Genomic DNA, 18,808 nt, shown 5'->3' with positions numbered 1-18,808 from the left:
TTCGGCTTCCCGCGTGGTTTCGGCTCCTCGCGCGGTGTCGCCTCCACGCGTGGGGGCGGCTTCACGTGGGGCTTCTCGCGCGGTGTCGCCTTTACGCGTGGGATCGGCTTCATGTGAGGGGGTCGGCTTCACGTGAGGGGGGCGGCTTCTCGCGTAGGGGTCGGCTCCTCGCGCGGTATCGCCTTCACGCGCGGCGCCGCGCTCAACTGCGGAGTTTCCCCCCGTCCGCAGCGCTGGCTGCGTCGGCGGTGTTCGCTCGCTCTGCCGGTTTCGCGCCGTCCGCCCTGCCGGCTTCGTCTGCCGCGCCGGCGGTGCCGGACGAGTCCACGCTGGCGGCGGTCCCGGATGAGCTGGCCAGAACAGCGGCGGCGCCGACCACGGCAAGGATGCCCAGCGCGGCAGGCACGGCCCAGCCGTGGCGGATCTCGTCACCCAGCAGCGGAACCGCCACGGCGGCCGGCACGATCACCTCGACCGCCCACAGCAGCGCGGTGACCGGCGCGACGCCGCCCCGGCGCAGGGCGGCCGCATAGGCCGCGGTCCCCGCGATCCCGCTGCAGACGACGACCCACAGCAGCGGCTCCGCCAAGGTCGAGACCCAGGGCGTACGAACGTACACAGCCCGCCCGGCCAGCGCGGTAGCCGAGTACGCGAGCCCGGCCAGCCCCGCCAGGAGCAGCCCTCGCCGATCGGTCCGGGCGGCGAGCAGCACCGCCACCCCCGCGATCACCGCCACGGCGAACCCACCCACGGTCAACACCACTGTCGTCCCGTGGGCCGGCGTCGAGGCCGGCTGTTCCCGGCTGGACAGCCCGATGACGGCGAGCGCGGCCACCATCACCCCGACGGCCACGTAGTCCCGCCGGCGCAGGCGCGTTCGCAGGACCACTCCGGCCAGCAGCACGGTCAGCCCGACCGACCCGGCGAGAACGGCCTGAACCACGTACACCGGAAGGCCCCGCAGAGCCCAGAGCGAAAGCAGCCACCCGCCGCCGTCCCCGGCCAGCCCGGCCAGGTAGAGCGGTGAGGCCGCCAGGGCGAGCACCGTCCCCGGCCGGCGCGCGGCCGCCGCCTGGAGCACGGATCCGCCCGCGTAGGCGACTGCGGCGAGCACAGCGATCAAAAGACTCACAAGTTAGAGAAGCACAAACCTCCCCGTTCCCGGCTATGGAAGTGACCAGCGTTGCTTCGCCGAACCGTCACAGTTCACGACCTGCACGCGGGCCCCCGACCACCGCCCGCCGGACGGATCGGTCAGGCACCCGTTGTTCGAGGCGTTGACCACCAGCTGCCCGGAGACCCGCCATTGGGCCGTGGTCCGCCCGTCGCAGCCGACGATCTGAATCGAGCCGTCCCCCACGACCAGCGCGCACTTGCCGGCCACCCGCAGGGTCCCGTCGGACGCGAAGGTCCACGTCTGCGCGACGGACCGGTTGCACCCGAACACCTGCACGTGATTGCCGTCGAACGGCACCCCACCGTTGAGGTCGAGGCACATCCCGTTCTGCCCCCGGACGACACCGACCCGCTCAGCCGCCGGCGGCACCGGCGCGATCCCGGCGGGCACACTCGGCGTGGCACCGGTCCCACCCGGCACCGTGGTCGTCGTCGCCACAGGCGAGGCCGGCGAGGACGCGATGACCGGCGCCCCACTGGCCCCTGAGCTCGCCGGCGGCGTCGACGCGGCCGGCGCCGATTTCGTCCCGGCCGCCGTAGTCGGCCCCGACCCCGGCCCTGATCCGGCACCCGCGGTCGACCGCGTGCCGCCACCCGGCCCGCTTCCCGCCGCCGATGGCAGACCCGCATCGGCCGGCGCCGACCCAGCAGTCGCCGCAGGCCCGGAAGCCGGCGGCAGCGGCCCCTCGGCGAGCCCTGTCACCTGCGGCCGCACATCCGACCGCAGCGCCGCGTATCCCGCCGCCGCAGCCCCGAGCAACACCACCACGGCGGCCACGGCCACCACGACCAGCCGCCGACGACGGCCGCCCGGCCCTCTCAGCCTCCCCGGCCCTCGCAACCCGCCCGGTCCTCGCCGTCCGCCGGGCAGAATGATCACGGCCGTGGCGTCATCCGCGCCGTCCCGAGTCCGCCGAGCCTCAGCGTCTTTCGCCGCCGCCGGCCAGGTTTGCTCCGACCCGCCGCGGTCACCGCTGCCCGCCGAAACCCCCAGCGCGCCCGAAGCATCCGGCGCAACTGAGGTGTCCGAGGTGTCCGGCGCTTCGGAGTCGCGAAGCACGAACGGCCGGACAAGCAGCGGATCCCGCTCGTCACCCACGTCGTCGCCTGTCACGAAACCCCCGCCGCCGTCGAGCCCTCAAGAGACGATCGACCGACCAACCTACCCGCGATGATCGAGCCCACACCGCCCGCCGAACATCCGACTTTCCACCCGTTGCGCCCGCCCGGACAGCGAACGCCCTCGTTCCGTCGACAAGCCGACACAGGCACAGCCGTCACCACGCTCACTTCCCCGGCGGCGCTCAAGATCGCCAAAAACCTACCTCGTGACCCTCCACGCCCGACACTCGCACCCTTCGTGGAGTCAGCGTTTCCAGAAGGCCTTTCGTGTCGGAGCCGGACCGGGGTCAGCGGGCGGCGGCGTGGCCGCGGCGCCGGCGAAAGCGCTCAAGGTCTGGAGAGCGGCCTCCCACTTCTCGTCGACCGCGGTGTCGCCTCGCAGTAGTGCCACCAGGTCGGCCAACGGCCGGAACGTCTCGTCGCCGGCCGACCCGACCAGAACGTCGAGCCGGCTGGCCAGGTCGTCGAGCAGATCACGCCGCTCCCAGACCGGAAGCCCGGCCGCGTCGCGGAGGCGCTGGACCTCAGTCGCCGCCAGCGAGCGCATCTCGTCGACAGACGGAGCCGAACTGCCCGTACCGGCCAGCTTGGCGAACGACGCCCTCGCCCTCGGCGAGGCGAAGCCCGAGGCGGCAGCCGTCCGCCGGCCGCCGGGCGCGCCGCCGAGCACCGCCCCGGCGCCGGCACCGGCCGACGTCTCAGCGGCGCCGTCGAAGCTCAACAACGCGGGACCGGCCGGCGCCGGCGCGCCCGGCGGCATCGGCGGAGCGAACGACGCCGCCGCCATGCGAAGCATCGCCGGCGCGACGTCGCCCGGCCCCTCCCAGCCCTGGGGAAGCTCGACCGGCTGAGTCACCCGCCGGGTCTGGCCGCCCTCGTTGACGACCCGGCTGTCCACCGCGACGAACGCGGTGAACCGGCACAACACGCCGTACCGCAAGGAGGTGGCGACGATGCGCTGCTCGAGGCTTCGATCGCCGGCCGCGTACGCGTCTTCGAGGTCGCGCAGCCGGGCCCGCGCCCACTGTGCCGTGATCGCGCTTTCCGACCGTTCCTCCAGGGCGATCGTCGTGCTGAACTCACGGTCGTCGCGGGTACGGCCGGTCACCGTGAACCGCCCGCCGGTGGCCGAGCCGGCGTAGCGGCCGCTCACCACGAGGGGGACTCCCGGGTAGATTCCCGGCAGCCGGGCCGGGGTGCGCTCGTCGTCGATCAGGCGCAGTCCCTCGGCGCTGACCCGCAGGCCGGACACGACCGGCGAGCCGATCCGGCGATGGATGTGCTCCATCGCCTCGTCGAGCCGGTCCTCGCTCTCCACCAGTTCGGCCCGGCCCGCGCCCAGGGCGGCCAGCCGGCCCAGGAATCCGGCGTTGACCGCGCGGTCGATGCCGATCGTGTGGATGCGGGTGGTGCCGATCAGCGGCGTGATGTCGTGAACGATCTGGTCCTCGTTGCCGACCTGGCCGTCGGTCACCAGTACGAGCACGCGGTCGCGGTCCTCGCTGGCCCGGAGCAGCCCGAGTCCCTGCGACAGCGGGGTGAGCAACTCGGTGCCACCGCGGGCGCCGGCCCGGGCGAGGTGTTCCACGGCCCGGAAGCGGTTACGGTCGGACGCTTCGACCAGGCCCTCGCCGAGGTCGTCGGGCCGGTCGACCTGGTGGTCGAAGGTGAGCACGGCGAAGCGGTCGGCGCCGGTCAGTGTGTCGACGACGCGGGCGGCGGCGCGGCGCGCGGCCACCATCTTCCACCCGCCCATGCTCCCCGAACGGTCGAGGAGCAGCACCACGTCCTTGGGGCGGGCGGGCGCGGCCTCGGCCGGCGGTAGAACCACCAACTGGTACACGCCGCCGGGCTCCTCGGCCCTCTCGTCGGGCACGCCGATCGCGGTCTCGTCGCCACCCGCGTACGGCAGCCGCAGAATGAAGTCGCGGTCGGCCCGTTCGCCGGGCGTGATGCTCAGCGTGCCGTCCTGGTCGACGACGGTGTGCAGGCTTGACGTGACCTGGCCCAGGGTGAGGCCGGCGGGGTCGATGTCGACGCCGACTGACAACCGCAGCGGGTTGGGGAAGCCGGGCAGCAGAACCGGGGGAGTGATGCGGGAGGCGTCCGGCACGGCATCGGTGTCCTGCGCCTGCCCGTCACCGGCCGACGGGCCGGGCAGCGGGGTGCCCGGGATGTAGCGCGGGGCCACCACGAGCGGGAAGCGGAACGTGGCGGCGCCGTCCTCGAACGGCAGCGGGCCGACGAGGCTCAGCCGGATCGTCACCCGCTCGCCGGGCAGGATGTTCCCGACCCGCATGGTGAAGACGTCGGGCCGTTCCTCCTCGGCGATGGAGGCGCGCTGACCGGCGGCGACGGCTTTGTCGTACGTCTCGCGAGCCGCCGCCCGCTCCTGCAGCTCCGCCTCGATCGTGCGCTCGTCGGCGGTCATGGTCATGCCGGTCACGGCCGCGCGGTCGGACAGCGGAAAGACGTAGGTCGCCTCGAGCGCGACCTCGTGCACGTTGACGAATTCGGTGACCACGACGGTACGGGCGACCAGCCCGCTGATGTGCGCGCGGACGTCGAGGCGGTCGAGTGGCAGGGCGCCGCGGTCGGTGCGCAGGCAGCCGAAGCCGGAGTCGGGCAGGATCCGCACGCGGCTGATCTCGCCGGGGCTCATCGGGGCGACGGAGAAGGTCATACGGAACTCCCATCAATAAGGCCACGTGCGGCGAGCAGATCGATCAGTGGCGCGGCGGCCGCGGCGATGTCGTCGCGGTCGCGCTCGGTCAGGGGGCGGGGGACGATGAGCAGGACGCCGCCCTCGAGGGCGACGCCGGAGACGGGCTGGGCGGTCGCCCGGCGCGCCGGGCGGTCCCTCGCCTCTTCGACGATTGGCGGCGGTCTGTGGAAGGCCTGCTGCCCGGGCGGGTCTGTCCAGAAACGCGGGCGGGTCTTGGTGGCGTCGGGCGGTGGGCCGTCGCCACCCTCACCGTCACTGTCACCGAGCAGATGCTCCGGGATCTGAGCGGCGACGCGCAGGGCCTCCGGGGAGATCCAGGCGAACTCGGCCTGAATCTGCGCGAGGCTCTGGCCCAGTGCCTGGCGGCGCTTGATGGTCACCAGCTGTTGCAGGTGCCGAGGACCGTACAGGGCGGTGCGCCCCCGCATGCCCGACGGCTTGTCGACCAGGCCGATGGTCGTATACCACCGGATCGCCCGCCGGTCGGGCACGTCGCGGACGCGGGCATTGGGCGCACCGGGGTATTCGGCCGCGAGGGCTTCGCGTACCCGTTCCACCAGCTCGTCGATCGTCCACATGCCAACGAGTTTGACACTGTCATCGTGACAGTGTCAATGTGTGCGCATGACCCGATCCGCCGCCGGCAGTTGGGCGCCGCCCCGACTGATCAGCCTGTCCCACCTCAACGACCCCGACACCACCGTCGTCTATCCCGGCGACCCGGCTTTCGAGCTCGAGACGGTGGCCACCATCGGACAGGAGGGGTTCTACCTGCGCCTCGTCCACGAGGGCGAGCACACCGGCACCCACTGGGGTGCGCCCGGCCATTTCAGTTCCGGCCAGCCGCTGGCCGACGAGCTCGACCTGGAGGACCTATGCCTGCCGGCGGTGCGGATCGACGTGCGGGAGCAGTGCGCGCGCGACGCGGACTACGAGGTGACGATCGCCGATGTCGAGGAGTGGGAGCGGCGGCACGGCCGCATCCCGGACGAGTCGATGGTGATCATTTGGACCGGGTGGGACCAGCGCTGGGGCACGGAGGCCTTCCTCAACGCGGATGCCGGAGGAGTGCTCCACCAGCCGGGCTTCGCCCTCGAGACGGTGCGCTGGCTGATCGACACGGGCCGGCTCGGCCGCAGGGGTGGCACGGGGACCGACACCTTCGGCCCCGACCCGGGCCGGGACACCGGTCTGGCGGTGTCCCGGTTGGTCTATCAGCGTCATCGGATCAGCCTGGAGTGCCTGGCCAACCTGGCCGCGCTCCCGCCGACGGGCGCCTACGTCCTCTGCGGCGGCCAGATCAACAAGGCCGGTTCCGGCTCGACCGCGCTCATCTACGGCTTGCTGCCGCCTGGCTGAAGCACGCCGTTGACCGTCAGGCGGTATGGCGCGTACTGCTTGATCTTCTCGGTCGGCTCGTCGTAGGACACGATCGCCACCACCTGGGGATAGGAGGCGAGCCGGGCGAACTCGTCCAGCGTCACGATCTCCACCCGGTCCTCGCCGAGCCCGACGAGCCGCACGTGCCAGTTGTGCACCGCGACGGGCCTGATCGACGTGGGCGAGGTCCATCCGTCCAGCGTGGAGCCATCGCTGAGCGTCTGCCCGTCCAGCGTGATCGTGCCGATCCGCCATCCGCCCCGGCTACCGCCGGCGTCAGTCACGAACCGCAGACCCAAAAGGACGTTCTTTCCCGCGTACGAGGTGAGGTCGTACCGCGCGGAGACGACACCGTTGCTGGTTCCGGTGATCCCGAAACCCAGCGGCCCGACACTGGTGCGGTCGCCGCGCAGCGCCATGTAGGTACGCCCGCCGTCGGTCGACACTGTCACATAGCCGTAGTCGTATCGGTCCTCCAGCGCGTAGGAGGTCTCGAGCGTCAGCGCGGGCTTGCCGGCCGGGACAGTGACGGCCCGGACGGCGTGCGAGTCGAGGTCGTCGGTGTTGCCGGAGAAAAGCGTCTTCTCGGCCACCCGCCAGCCGGTCGGCAGCGGTGGCAGGTGCGTGGCCCCGGCGAAGCTGAGCGACCGGACGGGTGTCGGCAACGGCACGTAATCGGCGCCGTTGGGTGCCGCTCCGGGCTCGGCGTACAGGGCCTTGTTGCCGAGGTTGACCGTCGATCGCAAGCTTTTGGCCGTGACCTTCCCGGCCTCCGTCCCGATCACCGTGCCGCCGGGCTCGCCGGCGATCCGGTCGACCAGCGTCATCGTCTGAAAGTCGTGCAACACGTCGTACAGCGGCACGCCGGTCGGCAGCGCCGCCTGGATCGCGGCCAGGCCCTGGCGCATCCCGTCGCGGTGCAGCAGCGAGATCGTCCGCAGGCCGAACCGGTCCCGCAGATACAGCATGAGCTGATAGACGAGGCCGTAATCGGCCAGCACCTCGCTGGGCGTGCCCTCGTCCCACAGGTTCGGCGAGTTCTGCGGGCCGCCGCAGTCGCGCGGGTTCGCGTTGTACTTCGTCTTGACGGGGCCGAACCCCTGGAAACACATGATGTGCGTGTCGTTGCCGGGCTCGTCGACCTTGGAGCGGGCGTCCACGTAACCGACGAGGGTCTGCGCGAAATCGGCCAGCCCCTCGTTGAGCCACTTGGCCTCCCGCGGGTCGGCGTAATACTCGAGCAGGTGCTGCCACTCGTGGGCGAACGTCGACTCGTACATCCGCGGCCGGGCGGGCCGGCTCGTGCACAGGTCACCGGCCGGATCGTGCGCCGGGTCGGCGCCGAGGCGGTGCTTCCAGTCGTACGCGTCGATGGTCATGACGTTGCGGTCGAACAGCTCGTTGAGCTGCGACGAGAAGAATCCGGCGGTGTAGGTGACCGCCTTGGGGAAAGTGAAGAAGTTGGCGTCGCGGACGTTGTCGACCAGGGTGACCGTCTTGTCGCCGTCACCGGTGAAATCGCCGGCCGCCGTGGCTTTCGTGCCGTCGCGGCTGGGTGGCGTGCTGAAGACCGCGGTCTCCAAGGGGTAGATCTTCCGGTCGAACTCGTCGATCAGATCGGCCACCTGCGCGTCGGTGACCTCCACCGAGTTCTTGCGGCAGTCCGTCGCCGGGAAGGCGAGGTCCTCGGCCACCCACACCTCGATGTGCCGGCCGACCGCCCGCAGCGTGTACTTCTTGCCGTAGAACTGGCCGCTCGTGTCGTCGAGTCCCAGCCAGTTCCGCGCGGTGCCCACCGGTGGTGTCGGCTTCGGCTCGGCCGCCGCCCGGGACCGCACGTGCGGCCGATATCGGGGTTCCTTCGGCAGCACCCGCCCGTCGAAGGTGAACTGGGTGCGGTCGAGCTCGCGGGTGTCCGCGGCCGCGCCGGCCTGGTCCCGATCGGCCATCGCGGGACTGGGTGCGACGGCCAGGGGGATAAGAAGGGCGATCGCCGCAAAGGCTGCGAAGCGGACGCGGTCCATGAACGGGGACGCTACCCGTCACGTGCCGGGCGGACCGGCAACATGCGGCTATTCGAACACCGAGTGGTCGCGATCGCCCTCGGCGCGGCGGCGAGCCCGCCGGCGCAGCTGGACGACGACCATGTCGACCACCGCCACGACGGCCCAGGCGAGCAGCAGCCAGCCCGGAACCGTCCAGCCCGAGCGGAACAGCAGGATCGCCAGCACCGTGCACACGACGAAACCGAACGCGGCGAGGACGAGCCGCAGGTTCAGCGCGCTGTAGGGCTGATCGACCGTGCCGCGACGGCCGGGCGGCTGGGCACCGATGGGCATGCGCCACGGTACCCCCGCCCAGCCGCCGGCAAACTACGAGACCTCGCGGCGCAGGACGCGCCACACGCCGAGAGCGAGCGGCAGCACCACCCACACCGCGGCGGAGACACCGACCCGGGCCCACTCGCCCGAGGTCATGCCCGGCTCCGACATGGCCGTCGTCGTGGTGTTGATGTCGATCCACTCGGCCGCGGTCCGCAGGGCCTTGATCGTCCCGCCGAGGATGCTCCAGACCATCGGCACGGCGAAGAAGGCGACGATCGCCAGCGGCGTGTTCAGCAGCAGGGCACCGAAACCGATGCCCATCAGAACGAAGATCACCTGCAAGGCGACGCCTTGCCAGATCACCGAGCCGTCGATGGTCCAGGAGCCGTCGCCGCCGAGGGCCGCCCCCAGCAGGTTGGCCACGGCGCTCAGCGCCAGCGCCGCCGCGGTCGACGCGACGGCGATCAGCACCCCGGCGATCAGCTTGGCCCCGATGACCCGGCCGCGCGCCGGCACCAGGGTGAACGTGGTCAGCGCGGTGCGCTGCGACCACTCGCCGGTCATGGACAGGATGCCCAGCACCGGCAGGAGCACGGACGAGGGCAGCAGGCCGAACTGGAAGAACTCCTGGAACGTCTGCTCCTCGTCGGGCGCCCAGCCGATCATGATCGCCGAGGTGGCGGCCGTGGCGAAGGCGATCACGATGAGCAGCCACAGCCCGGCCCGGGTGTCGGCCAGCTTCCGCAACTCGATCACGGTGAGCCGGCCGATCGGCACCGGACGGGTGCCGGCCCGCTCGATCTGCGGCGGGGTCTCGAGCACGGCGGTCATCGGACAGCCTCCTTCACGGAATCACCGGCGGTCAGGGTGAGGAACATCTGCTCCAGCCCGCCGCTACCGGCCGGGCGGAGCTCGATCAGTACCAGTCCGGCGTCGGCCGCGGCCCGCCCGATCGCCTCGGCGCCGGCCTGGACGACGACGCCCCCGTCGGTCGTCTTCGTCCCGGCCAGACCGGCGCGCTTGAGCACCAGGTCGAGCCCGGCCGGGTCGAGCGCCCGGACCAGGGTGCCGGAGGCGGCGAGCAGCTCCGCCTTGTCGCCCTGGGCGACGATGCGGCCGCCGCCGATCACGACCAGGTGGTCGGCGACCGCCTCGACCTCGCGGAGCAGATGGGAGGAGAGCAGTACCGTGCCGCCCCGGTCGGCGAACTCCCGCAGCAGGCCACGCATCCAGAAGATGCCTTCCGGGTCGAGGCCGTTCGCCGGCTCGTCCAGAATCAGCACCGCCGGGTCGCCCAGCAGGGCCAAGGCCAGTCCGAGCCGCTGCCGCATGCCGAGCGAGTACGCCCGTACCCGGCGCTTGGCGGCCGTCGCGTTGAGCCCCACCCGGTCCAGCGCGCGGGGCACCTCGCGGGTGTCGACGCCCATGGTGAGCGCGGCCAGGCTGAGGACCTCGCGGCCGGTCCGCCCGGCATGCTGGGCGGAGGCGTCGAGCAGGACCCCGACGTGGCGGCCGGGGTTGCCGAGCCGCCGGTACGGGAGCCCGCTCACGGTAGCCGTTCCGGACGACGGCGGGGTGAGGCCGCAGATCATGCGCATGGTGGTCGACTTGCCGGCGCCGTTCGGCCCGAGGAAACCGGTTACCGTGCCCGGCTCGCAGGAGAACGACACATCGTCGACGGCGGGATGGTTGCCGTACCTCTTGGTGAGATGTTCGACCGTGATCATGCTTCCAGCGTGGCGGTGCCGGCCGGGCCGGCGCGTCGGCCGGAGGTCGCCGGCAAGAAACCTTGGTAGGGGCCGAACACCTACTTTGGTAGGTATCGGCCGACGCGCACCGGCTCGTAAAGTCGCCTTCGTGGGAATGCTGAAGCCTGAGTATCAGTGGCTGTTACCGGCCGGGCTGGAGTCGGCCGTCCCGACGCGCCGATCCACCCGCGACTGGGTGATCGATCTGCTCTGCTTCACGCTTGGTTACGGTTTCACGCTGCTCGTCACGATCGACCTGTTGCAGACCGACCCGAGCGTGGTGCCGGAATGGGACGGGGCGCCGACCTGGATGATCTGGCTCGATTTCGCGGCCGGCACCATCGCGGGGCTCGGCCTGTGGTGGCGGCGTGGCCGCTGGCTGATTCCGCTGGCCACGTTCGCCATGCTGGTCTCACTGTTCTCGGTGGCCGCGGCCATCACCTGCCTGATCGTGCTGTTCACCGTGGCGGTGCATCGCCGGTTCGTGGTCATGGCGGTGTTCGCCGGCGCGGCGGTGCTGACCAACGCCGCCTTCCCCGTGCTGCGGCCCGAGGGCAAGGACCCCTACTGGGAGTCGACGGCGTGGGGTGCGGTCATCATCGTGATCGTCTGCCTCTGGGGCATGGTGGTCCGCTCCCGGCGCCAGCTGGTGCTGTCGCTGCGCGACCGCGCGGAGCGCGCCGAGTCGGAGCAGCAGCTGCGGGTGGCCCAGGCGCGCTCGCTCGAGCGCAACCGGATCGCCCGCGAGATGCACGACGTGCTCGCCCACCGCATCTCGCTGCTGAGCCTGCACGCGGGCGCGCTCGAGATCAAGCCCGACGCGGCGCCGCATGACGTGGCGACCGCCGCCGGCGTCATCCGGGCCAGCGCCCACCAAGCGTTGCAGGACCTCCGCGAGGTGATCGGCGTGCTGCGGGCCGAAGGGCACGAGGGCGCGCCCGAGCCGCCCCAGCCCACGCTCGGCGCGCTGCCCGCCCTGGCCGACGAGTCACGCTCGGCGGGAGTCAAGGTCCGCTTGGATGTACGGATCGAGCCCGCCACCGTGCCGGACGGTACGGGCCGGACGGCGTACCGGATCGTGCAGGAAGGCCTCACGAACGCTCGCAAGCACGCGCCCGGCACGACGGTGGAAGTCGCTGTCGACGGCGCCGCGGGCGATGGCCTGACCATCAACATCCGCAATCCCTGGCCCCTGCTGAACCCGTCGGTCGCCATCCCCGGCACAGGGACGGGGCTGATCGGCCTCACCGAGCGGGCCACCCTGGCCGGTGGTCGCCTGAAACATGGGCGCACCCCCGACAACCAGTTCGCGCTCACCGCGTGGCTTCCGTGGCCCTCGTGAGCTCCGCCCGCGGCCCGATCCGAGGAGTGCGTCGGTGAGTGACAACGCCGGGCCGGCGGGGGAGGCGATCCGGGTGCTGGTCGTCGACGACGACGCGCTTGTTCGGGCTGGGCTGACGATGATCCTGTCGGCGGCCGCCGACGTGGCAGTGGTGGGCGAGGCCTCGGACGGTGCCGAAGTGCCGGGGGCCGTGGCGGCGCACCGGCCCGACGTGGTGCTGATGGACATCCGGATGCCGAAAGTCGACGGGCTCGCTGCGACCGAGACGCTGCGGGCGCGGAGCGGGGCGCCCGAAGTGATCGTGTTGACGACGTTCGACGCGGACGAGTACGTGTTGCGGGCCTTGCGGGCCGGGGCCAGCGGGTTCCTGCTCAAGGACACACCGCCGGCGGAGATCCTGCGGGCGGTTCGGCGGGTGGCGCAGGGTGAGGCGATGCTGTCACCCACGGTGACGCGGCAGCTGATCGCGCATGTGGCGGCGCCGGCGCAACCGTCGCAGGTCCGTGCCGCCGAACGGCTCGACCGGCTCAGCGAGCGGGAGCGGGAGGTCGCTCTCGCGCTCGGGCAGGGGCGGTCGAACGCGGAGATCTCCTCCGACCTGTACATGTCGATCGCCACCGTGAAGGCGCACGTGTCCCGCCTCCTGATCAAGCTGGAGCTGAACAACCGCGTCCAGGTCGCCCTCCTGGTTCACGACGCCGGCCTCGTCTGAGCCCGGCAAGCCGGAGAACGGGCGCCGCGACCGCGCTGGGCGAGGCGAAGCGGACCGCGCATGCGCCGAGTGCGCCTGTGCCCGACGGCAGTCGCAGCGGGCCTGCTGTGGACGAAACGGGTGGGTGGGAGCGCAGCGGGCCGGCTGCGTCTGAGGCGGGGGCGCGGCGGTTCGGCCGTGTCCGAATCGGGTGGGTGGGAACGCAGCGGGCCGGCTGCGTCTGAGGCGGGGGCGCGGCGGTTCGGCCGTGTCCGAATCGGGTGGGTGGGAACGCAGCGGGCCGGCTGCGTCTGCAGCGGGGGCGCGGCGGGTCGGCCGTGTCCGAAGCGGGTGGCGGGGCGCAGGTGGCCGGCCGTGTCCGAAGCGGGTGGGCGGGAGCGCAGCGGGCCGCCGGCGTCCGGAACGGGTGGGCGGGGGCGGCGGGCCGGCTGTGTCCGAAGCGGGTGGGCAGGGGGTGGCGCGGCGGTTGCTCGGCCGTCTGTGGCGGCGGGGCTCGCGATGCGGCCAGTGGACAGCGTGAAGTGGCTGCGTGAAGTGTTCTCTCATGTCACCCGATCGAGTGACAAGTGCTGGTGGTGGGGTTCGTGGGGAAGGGGAGGCTGGGCTGCGTCAACGGTGTTGATTCGGGGTGGAGCTTTGTATGCCGGGTGGTGCATGTGACTCAGTGCGATCTCGTGCGCACGATGTGAAACTGTCGCGCAGCGGGAGGGATCCGGGAGCTGGAGGGCCATCATGAACCACGGTGAGCGGCGGCTGCAGGACACGCTCGGTACTCGGGAGCGGGCGGACGCCTTTGCGGAGCGGCAGACCCTGCACCGCCTCAATGACAGGATGCGGCAGTTCATCGGGCGGCAGGAGATGATGTTCCTGGCGACCGCTGATGCCGGTGGGGAATGTGACAGCACCTTCCGGGCCGGGCCGGCCGGGTTCGTGCGGGTGCTGGACGAGGAGCACCTGAGCTGGCCCGAGTATCGGGGCAACGGGGTCATGGCGAGTCTGGGCAACATCACCGAGAACGGGCACGTCGGGCTTCTCTTCGTCGACTTTCAGGACTCGATCGGGCTGCACGTCAACGGCACGGCTGAGATCGTCGAGGACCCCGGTGTGCAGGATGATGTGCCGCCGGGGCTTCGGGCCCAGGTGTGGGTCGTGGCCCGGGTTCAGGAGGCCTACATCCACTGCGCGAAGCACATTCCGCGCATGATGCCCGTTCCGCGGCAGCGTGGGCGGGAGGCCGCCGTTGAGCAGCCCAAGAAGAGCGACTACTTCGTGCCGGCCCCGGCCCGGCTGCGCCCGATTCCGCCGGCCGACGCGGCGGCGTGAAGGCCAGCGGCGCAAAAGCCAGCGGCGCAAAAGCCAGCGGCGCAAAAGCCAGCGGCGCAAAAGCCAGCGGCGTGAGGGGCTGCGGGCGTGAGGGGCTGCGGGCGTGAAGGGCTGCGGGCGTGAGGGGCTGCGGGCGTGAAGGGCTGCGGGCGTAAAGAGCAGTAGCGGAAAGGGCGGTGGCGCCCCACTTGCACTGGGGGCGCCACCGGGATGCCGTCAGCGGGCCGGCGACAAGGGCCAGAGAGGCTCCTGGGCCAGGCGCTCTGATTCGCGCAGGACGCGGAGGATGTTGCCGCCCGTGAGTTTGTCCAGTTCCGGGCCTGACCAGCCACGGCTGGACAGTTCGGCCAGCAGGCGCGGGTAGCCGGAGACGTCGCGCAGGTCGTCGGGGAGTTCCGTGGTGCCGTCGAAGTCGCCGCCCAGGCCCACGTGGTCGACGCCGGCCACGTCGCGGGCGTGCTCCACGTGGTCGGCCACCAGCGTGGCGGGTACCGGCGGGCGGGGGTTGGCCGACAGCCACGGGGTGAACGACGGGTGCTCCATCGGGTCGGGGCCGGGCCAGTCCTGGACCGCCGACGGCTCCTCGCCGGGGCGGGGCGCCCGGGGCCAGCCCGCCACCGGCAGGCCCAGTCGGGCCAGTTCCTCGTCGGCGGCGGCCGACCAGGCGCGGGCCTCGGCCGAGACGAACGGGGCCACGAACGTGAGCTGGATGACGCCGCCGTTGTCGCGCAGGCGGGTCAGGACGTCGTCGGGGACGTTGCGCGGGTGATCGTGCAGGGCCCGTACGCCGGAATGGCTGAAGATCACTGGAGCGAACGCCGTGTCCAGGGCCGCGTGCATCGTCACCGGGGCGACGTGGGACAGGTCGACCAGCACGCCGATGCGCTGCATCTCGCGGACCACCGCTCGGCCCTCGTCGTTCAGGCCGCCCACCTGGGGTTCCCGCACCGCCGCGTCGGCCCAGGACAGGTTCTCGTTGTGGGTGAGGGTCACGTACCGTACGCCCAAGCGGGCGAACGACCGCAGAACGCCCAGCGACGACGCCAGGCTGTGGCCGCCCTCGATGCCGATCAGCGACGCGATTTTTCCGGCCTCGATGGCGCGGGTGACGTCGTCCGCGCTGTAGGCGATGGCGAAGTCGTCCGGATACGCCGCCACCATCCGGTAGACCGCGTCGACCTGCTCCATGGTCGCCACGACCGCCTCGGGCTCGCTCAGGTCGCCGGGCACGTACACCGACCAGAACTGCCCGCCCACCCCGCCGGCCCGCAGACGGGGGAGGTCCGTCTGCAACTCCGGCCGCGGCTCGTCGAGCCCGTCGACCGCGTATCCGTAGCGTCCGCGCAACTGCATGGGCAGGTCGTTGTGCCCGTCGATGATCGGCATCATCCTGTCTGGCTACCTGAGCGAGGCCGAGAAGCGCAAGTTGAGGAAAACCGCCTCCGCAACCTGACCGCACCGTCCGGGGCACCGGGCGCGCACCGGGCGGCCTGGAATCTCTTTCCCATGCCCGGCCACGAAGGTGCCGGACACAGCGGGGGAGTTCGTCAAGTTGCGTCGTTCGAAGCTGCAGAGGTATTCGGTCCTGACCGCCGTGCTCGCTGGTGCGGGCGCCACCGCCCTGACCGGCACCACGGCCGTCGCCGGCACCGGCGCGACGATCAAGCTCGCCGCCGGTGACGACACCTACGTCTCCACGGTCCGCACCGGCACCGTCTTCGGCGCCGAGGACAAGCTGGTCGCCGGCGTGATCGGCAAGGAGACCAAGACCTCCTTCCTCAAGTTCGCGGTTCCGGCCGGTACGAACGTCGCGTCGGCCCGCCTGACCCTGACCGCGCAGGCGAAGTTCGCCGGCCAGCTCAGCGTTCGCAAGGTGACCAGCACCGCCTGGACCGAGGGCAAGCTGACCGGCGCCACCGCGCCCACGCTCGGCGCCGTCGTCGGCACCGCCACCCCGAGCGGCACCTTCTCCGTCGACCTGGGCAAGTCGATCACGGGCCCGGGCACGTACGCGTTCGCCCTGACCTCGGCGTCGTCGGCCATGCGCTTCAACTCGGCCGAGGCCAAGACCGGCGCCCCGGTCCTCGAGGTGACCACGGAAGGCGACACGTCGCCGCCAGTGCCGGCGGCCGGAAAGGACTGCACGACGGGTGACAAGCTCGTCCCCACCTGCGGTGTCCTCTGGGGCGCGGCGGCCGGCGGCTTCACCGACGCCCCCCGCGACCAGGCCCTCAAGGACTGGGAGAAGCTCAGCGGCCGCACCTCGACCATCTTCCACACGTACCACAAGGGCGACGAGCTCTTCCCGACCAAGGCCGAGATCGCGATGACCGCGGACGCCGCGAACCCGCGCGTGCTCCTGACCAACTGGAAGATCGCGTACGGCTCGAACTGGGCCAAGGTCGCCAGGGGCGAGCAGGACAAGCGCATCGACGCTTTCGCCGCGCGCGCCAAGGCGTACGGCAAGAAGTTCTTCCTCGCCATCAACCACGAGCCGGAGAACGACGTCGTGGCCCGGGCCGGCTCGGGCTTCGAGGCGAAGGACTTCGCCGCGATGTACCGCCACACCATCGAGCGGCTGCGGGCCAAGGGCGCCACCAACGTGATCAACGTGATGGCGTACATGGGCAACGAGAAGTGGATGGCGCAGAGCTGGTGGAAGGACCTGTACCCCGGTGACGACGTCGTCGACTGGATGGGTCTCGACTCGTACGTGAGCGCCGAGAAGGGCTACTACCACTACGGCAAGTTCAACGACCTGCTCGACCGCGCGCCGACCGGCGGTGGCCTCGGCTTCTACGAGTGGGCCACCACCAAGCACGCCGCCAAGCCGCTCATGGTCGCCGAGTGGGGCGCCTACCACCGCGTGGGCAAGACCGCCGACAAGGCGCCGGTCTACCAGAGCGTCCTGCCCGAGCTGGCCAAGCGGCCGGCCATCAAGGCAATCGTGTACTTCGACACCGCCAGGGACGACGAGGGCGACCGCGACATCAGCATCAACAGCACCGCCCCGGCGCTCGCCGCGTTCAAGAAGCTCGCCGCCGACCCGGTCTTCCAGGTCAAGCTGGGCTGATACAGGCGTGGTGGGCGAGGTCAACCGAATCCCAGGTGTCCTGTGACACCCATTGTTCACACTCGTTTGACTTCCCGTAGTGCTCCCTTTCCGTACCGTTAACCACTGACGTGGGAATGCTGGAAAGGGGGTCCGCCATGGCGAAGAAGTCCAAGAAGGACAAGAAGGACAAGAAAGACAAGAAAAAGAAGAAGAAGTAGTCTTCGCGCGGCGGCTCTCCCCAGGGAGCCGCCGCGTTTGTCTCAACTGCCCCGCCCGGATCCCGACCATGCGGGCATGCGGATCCGGGTGGCCCTCGGCTTCGTCGACGCGCTGCTCATCACGACGTCCCTGTTCGTGATCTGCTGGAACCTGGTCATCCAGCCGGCGCTCGCGGCCGGTCATCCGTACGCGATCAGCCATCCGGTGGCCGACATGATCCTGGGCACGGTGGCGCTGTGCGCGCTCGCCCTGGTGCCGTTTCTTCTCGATCCTGTTGATCGTGGCTCGACGCCGACGCGACGGTCCGCTTCCCGAGCTCGTCGATCGAGCGGATCTTCGGATACCGCGTCGGTGACTCGGTCGGCGTCCGGCTGACCGACGTCACCGGCCCGTGATGATCCGCCATGCCGACGGGGTCGAGCGCCGAGCCGAGATGACCATCACGAATCTGCTCGACGACCCGTACATCAAAGGTCTGGTCCTGAACACCCGTGACATCAGTGAGGCCAGCGGCCTCCAGGAGCGTCTGCGCCACGACGCCGGTCACGACGCGCTGACCGGCCTGGCCAACCGCAGCCTGTTCCGCGAGCGGCTGGCCGCGGCCGTCGGCGAGGGCGAGGTGGCGATCCTCTTCCTCGACCTGGACGGCTTCAAGGAGATCAACGACAGTCTCGGACACGCCGCCGGCGACCAGCTGCTCGTGCAGGTGGCGCGGCGGCTGCGCGCCGCCGAGCCGCATCTGGTCGCCCGCCTCGGCGGCGACGAGTTCGCGGTGATCGTGCCGACCGGCTCGCCGGTGGACGTCGCCGACCGCGTCCTCGGCGAGCTCGAAGCCCCGTTCGTGATCGACGGGCGCGAGGTCCGCGCGGGCGCGGGCATCGGCATCGCGTCCTCTGTGGACGCGAGCGACATCGAACAGTTGCAGCGCAACGCCGACCTGGCCATGTACCGGTCGAAGGAGGCCGGCGGCGGCAGATGGACGGCGTACCACCCGAGCATGCACGACGCGCTGATGCGGCGGGTGTCGCTCGCCGACGACCTGCGCCATGCTCTCGACCGCGACGAACTGGTCCTGCACTACCAGCCGCCGGTCGACCTGCGTACCGGCGAGGTAGTGGGTTTCGAGGCGCTGGTCCGCTGGCAGCATCCGGTGCACGGCCTGGTGCCGCCGCTCGACTTCATCGGCGTCGCCGAGTCGACCGGCCTGATCGGGCCGCTGGGCCGCTGGGTCATGGCCACGGCATGCCGGCAGGCGGTGGCCTGGGGCGGCGTGCACATGGCGGTGAACGTCTCGGTCCGCCAGTTCGAGACGGGAGACCTGGCCGGCACGGTCGCCGAGGTTCTGGCCGAAACCGGCATGCCGCCGCACCTGCTCACCTTGGAGATGACCGAGAGTGTCCTGCTCACCGACACCGAGGAGCTGAGCATCCTGCGCGACATGGGCTGCGACTACGCCCAGGGATATCTGCTTTCCCGCCCGCTGCCGGCCTCGGAAGCCCTGAAATTTCTCGCTTGCCCTTTCGAACTAGCCTCCTAGGAAGTTGTACGCGGCGTCGGCCACCCCACCGCATCGGCGCCCTTCCGGGCCCGGCGAAGCGGGCTGAGTGCGACACCGGGCCGTAGCGCCGGCATCCGGGCTGAAGACTCTGGTCACCCTGGCCACCCGAAGCCGTGGGCCGGCG

The 18,808-nt window shown here is 71.2% G+C and carries 16 protein-coding genes; 7 read left to right on the top strand and 9 right to left on the bottom strand.

What is annotated here, in order from left to right:
- Positions 1-202: 202 nt before the first annotated feature.
- The 4 genes from AB0C26_RS28245 to AB0C26_RS28230 all read right to left on the bottom strand — a co-directional run bounded on the left by AB0C26_RS28245 (position 203) and on the right by AB0C26_RS28230 (position 5,601).
- A complete protein-coding gene (locus AB0C26_RS28245) occupies positions 203-1,114 on the bottom strand; it encodes a hypothetical protein (protein ID WP_360253591.1) in 912 nt (303 codons plus the stop codon).
- 51 nt (positions 1,115-1,165) lie between these two features.
- Positions 1,166-1,546 carry an RICIN domain-containing protein gene (locus AB0C26_RS28240; RefSeq protein ID WP_360253589.1) on the bottom strand — a complete coding sequence of 127 codons (381 nt, stop codon included), beginning with the start codon at positions 1,544-1,546 and terminating at the stop codon, positions 1,166-1,168.
- 996 nt (positions 1,547-2,542) lie between these two features.
- Complete coding sequence (locus tag AB0C26_RS28235; protein ID WP_360253587.1) at positions 2,543-4,981, bottom strand: VIT domain-containing protein; 2,439 nt, start codon at positions 4,979-4,981, stop codon at positions 2,543-2,545.
- Positions 4,978-5,601, bottom strand: a complete 624-nt coding sequence (locus tag AB0C26_RS28230; protein WP_360253585.1) for a MerR family transcriptional regulator — start codon at positions 5,599-5,601, stop codon at positions 4,978-4,980. Before AB0C26_RS28230 ends, AB0C26_RS28235 begins: the two co-directional genes overlap by 4 nt.
- 46 nt (positions 5,602-5,647) lie before the next feature.
- On the opposite strand from AB0C26_RS28230, the gene AB0C26_RS28225 reads away from it, so the two are divergent.
- Entirely contained in the window at positions 5,648-6,382 is a 735-nt protein-coding gene (locus AB0C26_RS28225; RefSeq protein WP_360253583.1) for a cyclase family protein, read from the top strand.
- Here the strand turns inward: AB0C26_RS28225 and AB0C26_RS28220 are convergent.
- The 4 genes from AB0C26_RS28220 to AB0C26_RS28205 are packed head-to-tail and all read right to left on the bottom strand — an operon-like array spanning position 6,358 to position 10,454.
- Positions 6,358-8,427 (bottom strand): peptidase M6 immune inhibitor A, encoded by a 2,070-nt coding sequence (locus AB0C26_RS28220; protein WP_360253581.1) that lies wholly within the window; start codon positions 8,425-8,427, stop codon positions 6,358-6,360. The two genes, AB0C26_RS28225 and AB0C26_RS28220, sit on opposite strands and share 25 nt — an antisense overlap.
- Before the next feature lie 48 nt (positions 8,428-8,475).
- Complete coding sequence (locus AB0C26_RS28215) at positions 8,476-8,742, bottom strand: hypothetical protein (RefSeq protein ID WP_360253579.1); 267 nt, start codon at positions 8,740-8,742, stop codon at positions 8,476-8,478.
- 33 nt (positions 8,743-8,775) lie between these two features.
- On the bottom strand, positions 8,776-9,558 hold the full coding sequence (locus AB0C26_RS28210; protein WP_360253577.1) for an ABC transporter permease: 783 nt from the start codon (positions 9,556-9,558) through the stop codon (positions 8,776-8,778).
- On the bottom strand, positions 9,555-10,454 hold the full coding sequence (locus AB0C26_RS28205; RefSeq protein ID WP_360253575.1) for an ATP-binding cassette domain-containing protein: 900 nt from the start codon (positions 10,452-10,454) through the stop codon (positions 9,555-9,557). Before AB0C26_RS28205 ends, AB0C26_RS28210 begins: the two co-directional genes overlap by 4 nt.
- Before the next feature lie 136 nt (positions 10,455-10,590).
- Here AB0C26_RS28205 and AB0C26_RS28200 point away from each other — a divergent pair, with 136 nt between their 5' ends.
- The 3 genes from AB0C26_RS28200 (at position 10,591) to AB0C26_RS28190 (ending at position 13,852) form a co-directional block, all read left to right on the top strand.
- Positions 10,591-11,817 (top strand): histidine kinase, encoded by a 1,227-nt coding sequence (locus tag AB0C26_RS28200; RefSeq protein WP_360253573.1) that lies wholly within the window; start codon positions 10,591-10,593, stop codon positions 11,815-11,817.
- A gap of 34 nt (positions 11,818-11,851) precedes the next feature.
- The gene (locus AB0C26_RS28195) at positions 11,852-12,529 is read left to right on the top strand and encodes a response regulator transcription factor (protein ID WP_360253571.1); all 678 of its coding nucleotides are present in this window, start codon (positions 11,852-11,854) and stop codon (positions 12,527-12,529) included.
- Between the two features lie 732 nt (positions 12,530-13,261).
- Positions 13,262-13,852 carry a pyridoxamine 5'-phosphate oxidase family protein gene (locus AB0C26_RS28190; RefSeq protein WP_360253569.1) on the top strand — a complete coding sequence of 197 codons (591 nt, stop codon included), beginning with the start codon at positions 13,262-13,264 and terminating at the stop codon, positions 13,850-13,852.
- A gap of 216 nt (positions 13,853-14,068) precedes the next feature.
- Here the strand turns inward: AB0C26_RS28190 and AB0C26_RS28185 are convergent, their stop codons facing one another.
- Entirely contained in the window at positions 14,069-15,241 is a 1,173-nt protein-coding gene (locus tag AB0C26_RS28185) for a dipeptidase (protein ID WP_360253567.1), read from the bottom strand.
- Between the two features lie 163 nt (positions 15,242-15,404).
- Here AB0C26_RS28185 and AB0C26_RS28180 point away from each other — a divergent pair, with 163 nt between their 5' ends.
- The 3 genes from AB0C26_RS28180 to AB0C26_RS28170 all read left to right on the top strand — a co-directional run bounded on the left by AB0C26_RS28180 (position 15,405) and on the right by AB0C26_RS28170 (position 18,663).
- Complete coding sequence (locus AB0C26_RS28180; RefSeq protein WP_360253565.1) at positions 15,405-16,925, top strand: DNRLRE domain-containing protein; 1,521 nt, start codon at positions 15,405-15,407, stop codon at positions 16,923-16,925.
- Between the two features lie 276 nt (positions 16,926-17,201).
- Positions 17,202-17,501, top strand: coding sequence for a hypothetical protein (locus AB0C26_RS28175; protein ID WP_360253563.1), 300 nt, complete (start codon positions 17,202-17,204; stop codon positions 17,499-17,501).
- A 58-nt stretch (positions 17,502-17,559) separates the two neighbouring features.
- Positions 17,560-18,663: an EAL domain-containing protein gene (locus AB0C26_RS28170; protein ID WP_360253562.1), complete on the top strand. Its 1,104-nt coding sequence runs from the start codon at positions 17,560-17,562 to the stop codon at positions 18,661-18,663.
- Positions 18,664-18,808 lie beyond the last annotated feature (145 nt).

It is taken from the genome of Actinoplanes sp. NPDC048796, assembly GCF_040650035.1.
Lineage (GTDB): Bacteria > Actinomycetota > Actinomycetes > Mycobacteriales > Micromonosporaceae > Actinoplanes.
This window is presented reverse-complemented; position numbering and strand designations above follow the sequence as displayed.